Here is a 12,181-nt window from a genome sequence, read left to right on the forward strand (position 1 = left end):
CAAATCATGCACACGCGGCGGTCGTGAACGAAAATCGCCGCACCAGCGGCAGCCACTTCCGGTACGCGGCCAGGTCGTCCGGCACGGCGAGATCACCGACCAGCCGGTCCCTCTCCTGCCGCCAGTCCCGTCCCGACTCGATGGCGTCGAACAGCGCGTCGCACTGCCCGGACCGGCCGACGAGCACCGCCAGCAGCACCAGCACGACCCGGTAGTCGGTGCTCAGGAACCCGTCGGACTCCAACACCGCCGACCGCGCCCTGACCAGCCGATACAGGTTCACCAGACGTTTGGCGGCACGCGGCGTGCGCACCAGCGGCGCGAGGCTCTCCAGGTACAGCAGCTCCGGCCCGGTGATCCGCATGCCGCGCGGCGCCTGGTCGGGCGGACCGACCGGCTCCCCCGTCACCTCCGGGGCCGCCACGCGAGGCAGGTTCTGGACGTCGTCGTCGAGCGGCGTGAGATAACTCGCCTCGCCGAACTCCTCACCGGCCAGGTCCGCCACCAGCCGCCGGAACCCCTGCCCCTGCATCGGCCGCAGCGCGAAGGACACCTGGAAGATCTTCTCCAGGTAGTCGACGGGATCGTCGAGCATCTCGGGGTAGTGCTGTTCCAGCGCCCTGAGCAGCCACCGCGGGTCGACGGCCACGACCACCACGAACACGGGCTGCGCGAGCAGCAGGTGCACCGCCTCCAGCACCTTGATCACGACGTGCGGCGGGCACCGGTCGAGGTCGTCGACGTAGAGCACGATCCGTTCGGGCCCGGCGGTGCTGTTCGCGAGGATCGCCGCGAACGTCTCCAGGTCCTTGCGCACCAGCGAGACCACGCCGAGGTGCTGCCGGTACTCGCCGTCGCGGGTCCGCGCGTACTCGGCCACGTCGGGCGCGAGCTCCGCGATCGACCGCTCCAGCCCCTCGATCTCCTCGTCGAGCGCGGCGAGCCGGTCGTCGAGCGGGTCCTGCCGGTCCTTGAGCTGCCGGAACCACGTCACGGCCTTCGAGGCCCGCACGAGCAACGGCGTCGCGGCGGCCACCGACGCGGCGAGCGCCAGCGGCCACTTCGCCGTCACCACGAACAACCCGGCGACGACCAGTGCCCCCAGCAGCAGCGAGACGACCACGGCGCGATCCCGCCTGACCTCGCCCCACACGAACTCCGGCACGGTCACGCCGGGCGCGACGAACGACAGGTCGCCGTCGCTGAGCTGCCGGGAGAGCCTGCGCCGCGCCGACCCCAGGGTCTTCTGCTGCCGGGCGGCGACCGCCATCCGTTCGAGCCGGACGACCGAGAGCCGGTCGACCAGCGACGTCTTCTCCTCGCGCTGGCCGGCGAACTCGTCGGCGATGCGCTCCAGGTCGTGCGCGGGCCCGTTGGCGAGGGTGTCGAAGATGTGGGTGGCGAGCGACGCCCAGAGGTCGGCCTCGACGTAGTGCCAGGCGTTGAACCTGATCTGCCGCACCGACGAGCAGTACACGGGGTGCCTGTGGGAGAGGTCGTCCACCCGCTGTTCCAGCTGCCGCAGGAAGAAGCTCTTGCCGCTGCCCCACCTGCCGAACAGCCCGATCGACAGCGGCGGACTGATCAGCCGCGACGCCACCAGGTCCGCGAGCATCGCGACGTCGGCCTCGATCCCGAGCCGGTCGGCGCCGCCCTCGTCGTCCGCCCGGTAACCGGCGTGCACCCGGACCGGCCCCGCCTTGCGCACCTCGTGCAGGAACTCCTGCACCGTGTCGACCGGCGGCAACGAGGGGTAGAGCCGCCGGACGTGGTCCTTCTCCTGGTCGCTCAGGTAGATCGACACCGGGACGACGACCGCGTCCACCACCCAGTTGGGAAGCGTGCGGGTCGTCGCCGACTCGAACACGACGATCCACCGCGGCGTGCTCAGGTCGATCCTGGCGGGCAGCGAGCCGTAGTCGAACCAGACCACCGACTCCGCGACCACGGGCTCGCCCTCGCCGGGGTTCACCACGATGGGCTTGTCCGGCAACGTCCGCAGCAGCGCCTCGTAGACGGCCCTGCGCCCGCCGGCCCCACCAGGTTCGGTCCGCACGAGCACGACTCCGGGACGCCGCAGCGCGCGGTCCAGTTGGGCGTCGACGTCTCTGGGCAGGTAGAGGCCCTGCGAGCCGCCCGGCTCCTTCAGCAGCCGCGTCCTGTCGACGTCCCGGACCCAAACAAGATCATCCGCCACAACCGTTGATTGTGGCGGATGATCCGGACCCGCGTGGGGAACTACGGGTAGCTGATGACGTTCACCGGCACGGTGCCCGGCGGTGTCACCCCGCCCACGTTGTTGATCACGTGCGTGATCGTTCCCTGGTAGTTGAGCGACACGGTCAGCAGGTTGTGCATCCTCACGCCGGACCGGTTGGGCACCTCGAACGCGTGCTCGGCCCGCACCGACGGGTTGACGTTGAAGAAGCAGTAGCTGCCGAGCCCCCACGCCTCGTGCGTGGTGACGCTGTCGGCGACCTTGTAGGCCGCGTACCCCGTCACCCCGTTGGGAGCGTTCCAGGCCGCCTGGTTCGGCACGTCGTACGGCATCTCGTTCTGGAAGAAGATCGTCCGTCCGCCGTTGCCGTTCCAGATCACCTGGTACTTCTGGTAGTGCTCGACGAACAGGCCGGTCGCCAGCACGTCGTTGCCGTTCACCACCAGGCCCGTGTCACCGATCGCCTCGTCCCAGCCCCAGGTTCCGGCGTTGCCGTGGTCGGCGCGCCAGATCCAGCTGTGGTCGATGATCGTGTTGTTGCTGTTGACGACGAGGCTGTTGGTCGCCTTGCCCGCGATCGCGCCGCCGACGCGGAAGAACACGTCCTGCAGCGTGGTCGGGTTGGACGCGTGCGACGCCGACGAGCCGGCCGGGCCGACCGTCAGCAGCGACGGGGACAGCGTGGTGCCGGCGTCGAACAGGATGCCCTTGATCCGCACGCCGTCGACGTCCGCGACCTGCATCGCGGTGACGCCGTTCTGCGGCACGATCGTCGCGTAGCCGATGCCCAGCACGACGGTGTTGGGCCGCGTGATGTTGATCGTCTGGTTGACGTTGTAGATGCCGGGCGTGAAGAACAGGTTGCAGCCGCTGGCGAGCGCCGCGTTGATCGTCGCCGCGGTGTCACCGGACTTCACGACGTAGAACTCGGTCATCGGCAACGACGTGCCGGGCGTGCCACCGTTGATCCACGACGCACCGGAAGCGTTGGTGCGCAGGGAAGGCAGGAACACCCGGTACTTGCCGTTCTCGAAGTAGAGGTACGGCACGTCGCGCGAGATCGGCGTCGTCGCGAGGTTCGTCGACGGCGGGTTCGGGAACGTGGTCGCGGGCGCGCCCGGCGTTCCGGAGAACACCATGTTCCACACGCCGCCGTTCCAGCTGCCGTAGTTCGAGTCCCGCGTGTACCACTGCTGCTGCGAGACCGACGCGGTCTGCCCGGACACGCGGCTGTCGGCCGTGTAACCGCCGGACGCGAACCCGTAGCTGGCCGGGTAGAGCGCCAGGTTGCCGCGGACGTCCATGCGGCGGAACGGCGCGGCCTGCGCGACGGCCCACCGGTTGGTGCCGCTGCTCGGGTTCACGGCCATGTTCTCGGCCGAGCGCCAGAAGTTCTGCAGCGCCACGCCCTTGTCGGACTCGTTGAACGCGTCCACGGTGATGTCACCGTTGATCAGCACGTCACCGGGGTTCTTGCCCAGGCCCGCGACCGACGTGTAGTAGCCGACGTCGTCGTGGATGCCGCTGTACGTACCGGGCTTGAACAGATGCGCGACCCGCCGCGGCGCCATCTGCGCGGTGATCGTGTCCTTCTGGTTGTTGAAGTCGATGTCGAGCTGCGTCTGGATGCTCGTCGCCGACATGCTGGGGTCGAAGATGCGCGTGTTCGGCCCGAAGTTCGGGGTGTCGGACTGCAGACATCCCTGCTGCGTCCCGATCGTGTAGGTCGCGCTGGCCACGGCCGAGTTCACGAGCCCGGACTTGATGCCGATCGCGCTGATGGTCCTGTTGCTGGGCACGGAGATCGGCCCGCTGTAGACAGGACTGCTGCCGGTCGGCGTCGAGCCGTCCACTGTGTACCGGATGGTCGCACCGGACGTGGACGTCGAGATCGTCACCGTCTGCGCGGACGCGTAGGCACCACCCGGCGGGCTGAACGTCGGCGTCGCGACCGGCGTGCCGATCACGTACGACGCGCTGCCCACCGCCGAGTTCGGCTGACCGGACTTGATGCCGATCGCGTTGATGGTCCTGTTGCTGGGCACCGAGATCGCACCGCTGTACACAGGACTGCTGCTCGTCGGCGTGGACCCGTCGGTCGTGTACCGGATCGTCGCGCCGCTCGTGGACGTCGAGATCGTGACCGACTGCGCGGTCGAGTACGTGCCGCCCGGCGGGCTGAACGTCGGCGTCGCCACCGGCTGCACCGCGCCCTGGTGGGTGTACGTGAAGTGCGGCGTGTCGTACTGCGGACCGCTCTTCTCGTAGGTGAACCAGTAGTCGATGACCGTGCCGGACGACAGCGACCCGACGGTCTTCTGCCAGGTCCCGGCGTTGTTGGTCATGCGGAAGTTCTGCTGGGACTGGCCGGAGATCAGGTAGTGCACGTCGACGTAAACGGCAGGGGTCGTCGGCGTGAAGTTGATCCGGGCCTGAGTCGCGTCGATCGCGGTCACGTTCTGCGTGTAGTCCTCGGCCGCTTGGGCGGCCTGGACCGTCGCCAATGACGACAGGGCAATCGCTACGGCGGCGAGTCCTCGCCGCCATCTCACCTTTGAGAGCGCTCTCACACCTGGAACGGTAAAGCCGGGATGTCAGCTTTGGAAGACGCAAGTTACAAGAAAGCTCCGGCACTCCAGTGAAACCCGAACGGAGCATCGCGAGTTGTTTTCACCCGAACGAGCAGCAGCTTGGATCGAATACAACCCATAGCGTCGGTGCATGACTGCATCCACCGCGTACAGCCGGGACCTGGGTGACGAGCTCCGGCGCCTCCGCGAGACCTGCACCGGTTTGAGCGGCAACAGGCTCGCCGTGAAGCTGGGCTGGGACCCGAGCAAGATCTCGACGGTCGAGCACGGCAAGGCCCGCGCGAGCGAAGTCGACCTGATCCAGTACTTGTCCATGTGCGGCAAGGACATCGACTTCGTCAACGACTTCCGGCGCCGCTACCAGTACGCCTTCGACGAGTACATCGTGCAGGTGTCGGACGAACTGCGCACCGTGATCATGGCCGAGTCCACCTCCACGGCGATCACGAGCTACTCACCGCAGTCGATACCCGGCCTGGTGCAGACTCCGGAGTACGCCGACGGGCTGTACCGGATGACCGGACAAGTGACGGAAGCTCGCATCCCGGCCCTCGTCCAGTTCCGAACCGAGCGCCAGCGGATCCTCCGCCGCCACGATCGGCCTGCTTGCGTGTTCTACATCCACGAGCACGCGCTGCAACTCCAGGTCGGAAGCAGCGAGATCATGGAGGACCAGTACGCCCGGCTGCTCTTCGACACTCACATCATCCGGATCGTGTCCGCTGACGCGCCCCTGGCTGCTTCGAGTTGTGTGCTCTGGGAGTATGAGAAAGCACGCCCCATCGCGTTCAGCGAGTCCGACCTGACGAACGTGTTCGTGCAGGATCCCGGTGCGATCGCCCGCACTCGTCTGCTCTTCGATCGCCTGGATCAGGTCGCCTTGGATGCGGAACAATCGCGGAGCAAGCTGGCGGAGTACGTCAGCCGACCGCGAGGGGATCACGATGACTCAGGACCGCACCTGGCGTACTAGCAGCTACAGCAACGGCACCGAGCATGGTGAGTGCGTTGAAGTGTCGCTGGTCCACGACGCCCTCGTCCGGGACTCCAAGAACGCGAGCGGCGACGTGCTCGCGTTCTCGGCCCCCGCCTGGCACAGCCTGCTCAGGTTCCTCGGTTCTCGTTGAGGTAGTTGTAGATCGTGTAGCGGGTGACCTCCAGGACGCCCGCCAGGTGGTCGACCGAGTCGCGGATGAGGAAGAAGCCCGCCTCGTCCAGCACCCGCACCACCTGCGACTTGTGCACCTTCTTCATCAGCTCGACCGGCACGCCGACGTCGGCGATGGCCTTCTCGACCAGCACCCGCTGGAGCGTGTCCACGTCCTGCGGGAACGACTCCACCGGGCCCGACGCCTCGTGCGCGGCGAGTTTGTTGACGCACAGGCAACCCACGGCGATGCCCGACGCGTCGCGCACGAACGTGGTCGACGACCAGATCGCGCGGCCGTCCGGGGCGTAGGTCTCGTAGCCGGGCATGTCGGTGGTGGTACCGCGCCGCACAAGACCCAGCAGCAGGTCCGTCATCGGGCCGCCCACCTGGCGGCCGGTCAGCGAACCCGCGATGGCGATGATCGAGTTCGGCAGGCGGGACAGGTCGTGCACCACGACCTCGGTGTCCGGACCCAGGGCCGACGCCAGGCTGTCGATGGTCGGCACCAGCGCCGAGAGTGCTGCCGGGATCGGGGAGGAAGCCGTGCCGGACAACGACTTCAGCGCTGCCCGCAGCCGTTCCAGGGTGCCGCCCGAGGTGGTGGCGTGGGGCGAGAGGCGGACGTGCTCCGGGCGGACGGTGGCGGTGATGCCGAAGGCGTTCAGTGCCTCGCCGACGACCGAGGCGGCCTCGGGCATGGTGAAGGCGAGGATGCCGGCTCGGCGGTCGCGGGCGGAGACGATCTTGCCGCCGGCGGCGAGCACTATCTCCTCCGTCTCGGCGACGATCTCGGCCACGGCCGCGTCCAGTGCGGAGACGCCTGCCAGTTCGACCAGTTCCAGGGCCTCCGCGAAGGCGCCGGAGACCACCGGGGACAGGTTCGTGATGTTCCAGGAAGCGGCGTCCGGGGCGGCGTCGTGCACCGCGTCGTCGAACAGGCCCGCGTCCACGGCTCCCGTCCAGCCCGACAGCACCGGCGAGAGGCGTTCCAGGGCGCGGTCGGAGAGCACCACGAAACCGGTGCTCCACCCCGCGCGCAACCACTTCTGGCCGCCGACCACCAGCACGTCGGCGAGTTCCCACGGCTCGTCGACCACGCCGAAGCCCTGGATGCCGTCCACGATCAGCAGCCGGTTGCCCACCGCTTCGCGCAGCGCGGCGAGGTCCGCGCGGTAGCCGGTGCGGAAGTCCACAGCGGACACCGACAGCGCGGAGACCTCGGGCGTCAGACCGACAGCGACGGCCGCCGGGTGCACCGGGCCGTCGAGGACGACGGACGGGAGTCCCGCCCGCACCCACGGGTAGGTGTTGGACGGGAACTCCGCCGCCGAGTACATGACCGTGCCCGACAGGCCGAAGGCCGCCTGGAACAGGCCGATCGACGTGTTCGGCACCAGCGCCACGTGGTCGGTGTCCGAACGGCAGAGGCGCGCGACGGCGGCCTTCACCCGTTGCTCCTCGCGCATCAGGGTGTCCACTGTGGACGGCCCGGCGAGGGAGGCCTGTTCCATCAGGCGCGAGGTGGCCGTGACCACCGCCGACGACGGCGGGCCGAAGCGGGCGAAGTCGAGATACCCCTCCGGTTCGCGGAACTGGGCGAGGTACGAGGCGTCGATCAACTCAGAGCACCTTTGCGAGGAACTGTTGCGTGCGCGGCTGCTGCGGATTGTCCAGCACGTCGGTCGGCGTGCCGGTCTCCACCACCGCGCCGTCGACGAGGAACACCACGCGGTCGGCGACCGAGCGGGCGAAGCCGATCTCGTGGGTGACCACGATCATCGTCATGCCGTCGCGGGCCAGCGAGGTCATCACGTCGAGCACCTCGCCGACCAGCTCCGGGTCCAACGCGGACGTGGGCTCGTCGAACAGCATCAGCTTGGGCTTCATCGCCAGAGCGCGGGCGATCGCAACACGTTGCTGCTGACCACCCGAAAGCTGCGCCGGGTACGCGGAGGCCTTCTCGGCCAGTCCCACCCGTTCCAGCAGCGCCAACGCCTCCGCGCGCACCTCCGCGCGACCGCGGCCGAGCACCTGGATCGGGCCCTCCATGATGTTCTCCAGCGCCGTGCGGTGCGGGAACAGGTTGAACCGCTGGAACACCATGCCGACGTCGCGGCGCTGGTGGGCTGCCTCGCGTTCGCGCAGCTCGTAGAGCTTGCCGCCGGCCGAGCGGAACCCGACCGGCACGCCGTCGACCCAGATGCGGCCGGCGTCGATGGTCTCCAGGTGGTTCACGCACCGCAGGAACGTCGACTTGCCGGCACCCGACGGGCCGAGCAGGCACACGACCTCGCCGCGCTCGACCTCCAGGTCGATGCCCTTGAGCACCTCGGTGTGGCCGAACGACTTCCGGACACCGATCGCCTCAACGAGGGCCATAAGCACGCTCCAGGTAGTGCTGCCCGACCGACGCGAGGGACACCATCACGAGGTACCAGGCCGCGGCGGCGAACAGGGTTTCCATGATCTCCAGGTTCCGCGACGAGATGTTGTTCGCGGCGTGGATGAGCTCCGTGAAGGCGATCACCGACGCCATCGAGGTGCCCTTGATCATGTTGATGAAGTTGTTGCCCGTCGGCGGGATGATCACCCGCATCGCCTGCGGCAGCACGACGCGCCGCAGCGTCGTCAACGGCGTCATGCCGATCGACTTGGCCGCCTCGGTCTGGCCCTCGTCGACACTGCTCAGGCCCGCGCGGACGATCTCCGCCATGTACGCGCTCTCGTTGAGCCCCAGGCCGAGCAGCGCCGCGACGAACGCCGTCATGACCACGTTGGTGGGCACGGAGAACAGCCCGGGAATGCTGATGTTCTGGAACACCAGCGCGAGGTTGAACCAGATCAGGATCTGCAGCAGCACCGGCAGGCCGCGGAACAGCCAGATGTAGCCGACCGCGAACCACCGCGCGACGGGGTTCGCCGACAGCCTCATCAGCGCCACGACCACACCGAGCACGATCGCGCCGCCCTGCGCGGCGACGGCCAGCACGATGGTGTTGAGCAGGCCTTCGAGCATCACGGGGTGAGTGAAGAACCCCGGCACGTCCTCCCACTGGATCTGGGCCTCGGACATCGCCCAGCCCAGCCCCGCGATGACCAGGACGATCACCGCGCCGCTGATCCACCGCCAGGGGTGGCGCAGCGGCACGACGACCAGGTCCTCACGCACGTCGTTCATGCGGGTGTCACTTGCCATTGATGGCGGCCTTCGTGATCGCACCCTGCTTGATGTCCCAGGTGGTGACGATCTTCTCGTAGGTGCCGTCGTCGATCAACGACTGCAGCGCGGCCTTGATCGCCTCGGACAACTTGGCGTTCTTCTTCGCGACACCGATGCCGTACGGGCCACCGTTGATCGGCGCGAGCGGCACGACCTCGAAGTACTGGCCGTCACCGGCGGTCTTCGCGACGTAGACGGCGGTCGGCAGGTCGTTGAGGATCGCGGCGACGCGGCCGGTGCGCAGCTGGTTCTGGTTGCCGGTGTCGCTGTCGGTGACGCTCAGCGTCACCTCCTGCTTGCCCGCCGCCTTGCACTTCTCGCTCTGTTCCTTGCCGAACTGCTCCTGCGAGCTGCCCAGGTTCACCGCGATGCCCTTGCCGCACAGGTCGTCGACCGACTTGACGCCCTGCGGGTTCCCCTTCTGCACCATGATCGTGATGCCGGAGGTGAAGTAGTCGACGAAGTCGATCTTCTGCTGGCGCTCGGCGGTGTCGTTCATCGCGGCCATCGTCACGTCGACGCGGCCGGTCTCCAGACTGGTGATCAGCGAGCTGAACGCCATGTCGCTGTGCTCGGCCTTTAGCCCGAGCTTGGCGGAGATGGCCTTGATCAGGTCGACCTCGGACCCCATCGGGGTCTTGCCGTCCTGGTCGTAGAAGTTGTTCGGCGGGTTCTGGATGTTCGACCCGACCTTCAGCGTGCCGGCCGAGGCGATCTCGGGCGGCAGCAGCGCGGCGAGCTTGTCGTCCTTCTTGACCGAACCCAGGTCGGACGACGGGGGCGTGGACGTCTGGGCGGGGTCGGACGTGGACCCGCAGGCGGCGAGCCCCAACACGAGCAGCGAGGTCACGAGCAGGCGCGGCATCATGGCGGGGACCGTACAACGTCGAGTTGAAGACGTCCACAAAAAGTTGAAAACAGACGTGACCGGGCCCACCTGGGGAATTCCACCGCGCTCCGGTTCGTTGGTCCGGATGCCCCCAGAAAACGAGGAGGACCAACATGGCGACGGTCGAGCTGACCAAGGAGAACTTCGACGAGGTGGTCGGTGGCTCCGACGGCTCCGGCATCGTCCTGGTCGACTTCTGGGCCGAGTGGTGCGGCCCGTGCCGCGCGTTCGGGCCCACGTACGAAGCGGCGTCGGACAAGAACGAGGACATCGTGTTCGGCAAGGTCGACACGGAGGCGCAGCAGGAGCTCGCGGCCACGTTCGGCATCCGCTCCATCCCGACGCTGATGATCGTCCGCGAGGGCGTCGTGCTGTTCTCCCAGCCGGGCGCGCTGCCCGGCCCGGCGCTGAACGACCTCATCCAGCAGGCGCGCGACGTGAACATGGAAGAGGTCCACGCGAAGGTCGCGGAGGCGCAGGCCCAGCAGGGCTGATTGGCTCAACCCACCTGTGGGTAATCGACGTGCATGAACACCGACACGTCGACCGCACAGCTGGTGAACCAGCTGTCCGAGCAGGTGAGCAGGCTCGCGCGCGATGAGATCCGTCTCGCCGTCGCCGAGCTGAAGGACAAGGGCAAGCACGCCGGTGTCGGCGCCGGGATGTTCGGCGCGGCCGGCGTGTTCGCGTGGTGGGGCGGGCTCAGCGTCGTCGCGGGCCTGATCCTGCTGCTGGCACTGGTAGTTCCGCCGTGGGCGGCCGCTCTGATCGTCGCGGCCGCCCTTCTGCTGTTCGCGGGCGTCTTCGCGCTCGTGGGCAAGGGCCAGGTGAAGCAGGCCGTTCCGCCGGCGCCGCGGCAGGCGTTGGACAACGTCCAGCAGGACATCGCGACGATCAAGGAGAGTGCGCACCGATGAGCGACCCCAAGGACCAGTTGCAGCGCGATGTCGAGCGCACCCGGCAGGAGCTCGGTGAGACCGTGGAAGCGTTGGCGCACAAGGTCGACGTGCCCGCCCGCGTGAAGGAGCAGGCGCACGAGACCGCCGAACGCGTGAAGGGCCAGACGCAGGAGACGGTCGCGAAGCTGACCGCCGCGACGAACCAGGCCGTCGACTCGCTGCCCGACCCCGTAGCGGCGCAGGTCGAGAAGGCGCGCAGGCACCCCGGTGCGATCGCGGCGGCGCTGATCGCCCTGATCGTCGCGATCTGGGCGATCTCGAGGAGGAACCGATGAAGCTCCTGTACCGCCCGCTGGGCATGCTGGTCGGCGCACTCGGCGGCTTCCTCGCCACCGCGATCTTCGGCCAGATCTGGAAGCTGATCGCGGGCGACAAGGAGGCGCCGAGCGCCACGATGCGCAACCGCGCGTGGACCGAGGTGCTGCTCGCCGCGGCCCTGCAGGGCGCGATCTTCGGCCTGGTCAAGGCCGCGATCGACCGCGGTGGCGCGAAGGGCTTCCAGAAGCTCACCGGCGAATGGCCCGGCGACGAGGAAGACTGATGTCAGCGCCGACGCCCGGCCCGCACAGGGGCCGGGCGTCTGAGCCTGCGAACGTTTGAATCATCAACTACCCTGGCGGGCATGCCACAGCCAGAGGGTGAAGAGCTCGCCGCGATCCGGGCCAAGCGCGATGAGCTGCGCGAACGGTACGTGAAGCCTCTCGCCGAACGCGGCGGCTCGCCCACCAGGGGCGTGCACCACATCGCGTTGATCTGCAAGGACGTCGAGGAGACCATCCGGTTCTACCAGGAGTTCCTCGGCTTCCCGCTGGTCGAGCTCGTCGAGAACCGCGACTACAACGGCTCCAGCCACTTCTTCTTCGACCTCGGCAGCAAGAACCTGCTGGGGTTCTTCGACTTCCCCGGCCACGACCACCCGGCGTTCTCCGAGACGATCGGCGCCGTTCAGCACCTGGCCCTCTCGACTTCCCCCGAGCGCTTCGACGAGATCAAGTCCAAGCTGGACGAGGCGGGGATCGAGTACCTGGGCCCCGACCGCGGCGTCGAGGACAGCCTGTACATCCGCGACCCCAACGGTGTAGGGATTGAGTTCTACCGGGAAGAACTCGGCGAGTTCGAAGGCACGACACTGATCAACTGAGGACGGAGTCGCA

Annotated in this window: 13 protein-coding genes; 7 read left to right on the forward strand and 6 right to left on the reverse strand. The window is 68.0% G+C overall.

Features of this window, described 5'->3' with window-relative positions; all coding sequences use genetic code 11:
- Positions 1-4: 4 nt before the first annotated feature.
- Both ACFWN2_RS17340 and ACFWN2_RS17345 read right to left on the reverse strand, forming a co-directional pair.
- Complete coding sequence (locus tag ACFWN2_RS17340; protein WP_382428486.1) at positions 5-2,197, reverse strand: P-loop NTPase fold protein; 2,193 nt, start codon at positions 2,195-2,197, stop codon at positions 5-7.
- Between the two features lie 41 nt (positions 2,198-2,238).
- Entirely contained in the window at positions 2,239-4,722 is a 2,484-nt protein-coding gene (locus tag ACFWN2_RS17345; protein ID WP_382428487.1) for a chitobiase/beta-hexosaminidase C-terminal domain-containing protein, read from the reverse strand.
- 217 nt (positions 4,723-4,939) lie between these two features.
- Here ACFWN2_RS17345 and ACFWN2_RS17350 point away from each other — a divergent pair, with 217 nt between their 5' ends.
- Both ACFWN2_RS17350 and ACFWN2_RS17355 read left to right on the forward strand, forming a co-directional pair.
- Entirely contained in the window at positions 4,940-5,782 is an 843-nt protein-coding gene (locus tag ACFWN2_RS17350; RefSeq protein ID WP_382428488.1) for a helix-turn-helix domain-containing protein, read from the forward strand.
- Entirely contained in the window at positions 5,754-5,936 is a 183-nt protein-coding gene (locus ACFWN2_RS17355) for a DUF397 domain-containing protein (RefSeq protein ID WP_382428489.1), read from the forward strand. The genes ACFWN2_RS17350 and ACFWN2_RS17355 overlap by 29 nt, the downstream gene beginning before the upstream one ends.
- On the opposite strand, the gene ACFWN2_RS17360 is transcribed toward ACFWN2_RS17355, so the two are convergent.
- Genes ACFWN2_RS17360 through ACFWN2_RS17375 form a run of 4 tightly spaced genes read right to left on the reverse strand, consistent with a single transcriptional unit; the run spans position 5,914 to position 10,047 of the window.
- Positions 5,914-7,578 (reverse strand): aminotransferase class V-fold PLP-dependent enzyme, encoded by a 1,665-nt coding sequence (locus tag ACFWN2_RS17360; protein WP_382428490.1) that lies wholly within the window; start codon positions 7,576-7,578, stop codon positions 5,914-5,916. The genes ACFWN2_RS17355 and ACFWN2_RS17360 overlap by 23 nt on opposite strands.
- Position 7,579: 1 nt before the next feature.
- Positions 7,580-8,338 (reverse strand): amino acid ABC transporter ATP-binding protein, encoded by a 759-nt coding sequence (locus ACFWN2_RS17365; protein ID WP_382428491.1) that lies wholly within the window; start codon positions 8,336-8,338, stop codon positions 7,580-7,582.
- A complete protein-coding gene (locus tag ACFWN2_RS17370) occupies positions 8,325-9,137 on the reverse strand; it encodes an amino acid ABC transporter permease (RefSeq protein ID WP_382428492.1) in 813 nt (270 codons plus the stop codon). Before ACFWN2_RS17370 ends, ACFWN2_RS17365 begins: the two co-directional genes overlap by 14 nt.
- A 7-nt stretch (positions 9,138-9,144) precedes the next feature.
- Complete coding sequence (locus ACFWN2_RS17375; RefSeq protein WP_382428493.1) at positions 9,145-10,047, reverse strand: ABC transporter substrate-binding protein; 903 nt, start codon at positions 10,045-10,047, stop codon at positions 9,145-9,147.
- A 134-nt stretch (positions 10,048-10,181) separates the two neighbouring features.
- Between ACFWN2_RS17375 and trxA the strand changes: the two genes are divergently transcribed.
- The 5 genes from trxA to ACFWN2_RS17400 all read left to right on the forward strand — a co-directional run bounded on the left by trxA (position 10,182) and on the right by ACFWN2_RS17400 (position 12,168).
- Positions 10,182-10,562 carry a thioredoxin gene (gene trxA, locus ACFWN2_RS17380; protein WP_382428494.1) on the forward strand — a complete coding sequence of 127 codons (381 nt, stop codon included), beginning with the start codon at positions 10,182-10,184 and terminating at the stop codon, positions 10,560-10,562.
- Positions 10,563-10,595: 33 nt separating this feature from the next.
- Positions 10,596-10,985: a phage holin family protein gene (locus tag ACFWN2_RS17385; RefSeq protein WP_382428495.1), complete on the forward strand. Its 390-nt coding sequence runs from the start codon at positions 10,596-10,598 to the stop codon at positions 10,983-10,985.
- A complete protein-coding gene (locus ACFWN2_RS17390; protein WP_382428496.1) occupies positions 10,982-11,302 on the forward strand; it encodes a DUF3618 domain-containing protein in 321 nt (106 codons plus the stop codon). Before ACFWN2_RS17385 ends, ACFWN2_RS17390 begins: the two co-directional genes overlap by 4 nt.
- Complete coding sequence (locus ACFWN2_RS17395) at positions 11,299-11,568, forward strand: DUF4235 domain-containing protein (RefSeq protein ID WP_382428497.1); 270 nt, start codon at positions 11,299-11,301, stop codon at positions 11,566-11,568. The genes ACFWN2_RS17390 and ACFWN2_RS17395 overlap by 4 nt, the downstream gene beginning before the upstream one ends.
- 81 nt (positions 11,569-11,649) lie before the next feature.
- Complete coding sequence (locus ACFWN2_RS17400) at positions 11,650-12,168, forward strand: VOC family protein (protein WP_253323863.1); 519 nt, start codon at positions 11,650-11,652, stop codon at positions 12,166-12,168.
- Positions 12,169-12,181 lie beyond the last annotated feature (13 nt).

The organism is Lentzea sp. NPDC058436, from assembly GCF_042721515.1.
Classification (GTDB): domain Bacteria; phylum Actinomycetota; class Actinomycetes; order Mycobacteriales; family Pseudonocardiaceae; genus Lentzea.